The following is a 1,434-nucleotide window of genomic DNA, read 5'->3' as shown; positions in this document are numbered from 1 at the left end:
GTAGGACGTTGCCACGCTCATTGAAAAAAGCTTTCGATTTATTTCGAAAGCTTTTTTATTTATATTGAATAAATTTTCATTAAGTGTGATAAAATGTTTAATAATATTAAACATTTTGGAGGATTATGTAGAATGCGAAAAATTAAGCTTTCTCTAGGAGCTCAAATTTTTATTGGGCTTATATTAGGAATAATTTTAGGAACCGTTTTTTATAAGAATGAGACCGCTATAACGGTAATGCAAAGTTTGGGTACTATGTTTATACGTCTTATTCAAATGATAGTTATTCCAATTGTTATATCATGTTTGACGGTTGGAATTGCAAACATTGGTGATATTAAAAAGCTTGGACGTATAGGTGGAAAAACTTTATTATACTTTGAATTGATGACTACCTTAGCAATTATTCTTGGTCTTATTATGGGAAATATTTTTCATCCAGGAGACTTTATAAATGTTCATGCTTTAAAGGGTACCGATATAACTAAATACATAACGACTGCTAAGAGTGCAAGTGGTCATTCTGGAATATTAGATACCTTAATTAACTTAATTCCTACTAATGTTTTTAGTTCCATTAGTAGTGGTGATATGATGCCAATTATATTGTTCTCTGTGTTTTTCGGATTAGGAACAGCAGCAATTGGTGAAAAGGGTAAAGTTATAACTGACTTTTTAGAAGCAGTTTCTCAAGTAATGTTCAAAGTAACAGGCTGGATTATGAAAGTATCACCAATTGGGGTTTGTGCGCTTATCGGTGTTACACTAGCTGAACTAGGAATATCAGCTTTAATTCCACTGGGTTACTTTGTTGGTCTTACCTACGTTACTATGATAATATTCGTTTTAGTAATCATGGGTGGAGTTGCCAGACTCTTTGGTTTTAGAATTACCACTTTACTTAAAGTCATTAAAGAAGAAGCGGTACTAGCATTTTCTACAGCTAGTTCTGAAGCAGCCTTACCTAAGAATATTGATCGTATGCAAAAATTTGGAGTTAGCAATTCAATCGTGTCATTTGTTATTCCTACAGGATATACTTTTAATTTAGATGGATCAGCCATTTATCAATCTTTAGCGGCGTTATTCTTAGCACAAGCTTATGGAATTCATTTAACGTTGGGTCATCAAATAACTTTAGTGGTTGTTTTAATGATTACGTCTAAAGGAATGGCGGGGGTTCCTGGAGCTTCATTTGTGGTTCTTTTAGCTACAGTTTCAACAATTGGTGTTCCTATGTCTGGATTGACTTTCATCGCTGGAATAGACCGTTTTGTGGATATGGGAAGAACAGCAGTTAATGTTATTGGTAACTCTTTAGCTACTTTAGTTATTGGTAAATCTGAAAATGAATTTGATCATGAAAAAGAAAAGCAATTTGATGTGAACCCCAAAAGTTAGACAACTTTTACTAGGATATTAATTCCAAATATT

General features: G+C 33.0%; 1 protein-coding gene. It reads left to right on the top strand.

Annotation, left to right across the window (positions count from 1 at the left end; translation table 11 throughout):
- The first annotated feature begins 132 nt into the window (after positions 1-132).
- Positions 133-1,401 carry a cation:dicarboxylate symporter family transporter gene (locus FD06_RS03355; RefSeq protein WP_156403090.1) on the top strand — a complete coding sequence of 423 codons (1,269 nt, stop codon included), beginning with the start codon at positions 133-135 and terminating at the stop codon, positions 1,399-1,401.
- Positions 1,402-1,434: the final 33 nt, after the last annotated feature.

Origin of the sequence: Apilactobacillus ozensis DSM 23829 = JCM 17196 (assembly GCF_001435995.1) — a bacterium.
In the GTDB taxonomy this organism is placed as follows: Bacteria; Bacillota; Bacilli; order Lactobacillales; family Lactobacillaceae; genus Apilactobacillus; species Apilactobacillus ozensis.
This window is presented reverse-complemented; position numbering and strand designations above follow the sequence as displayed.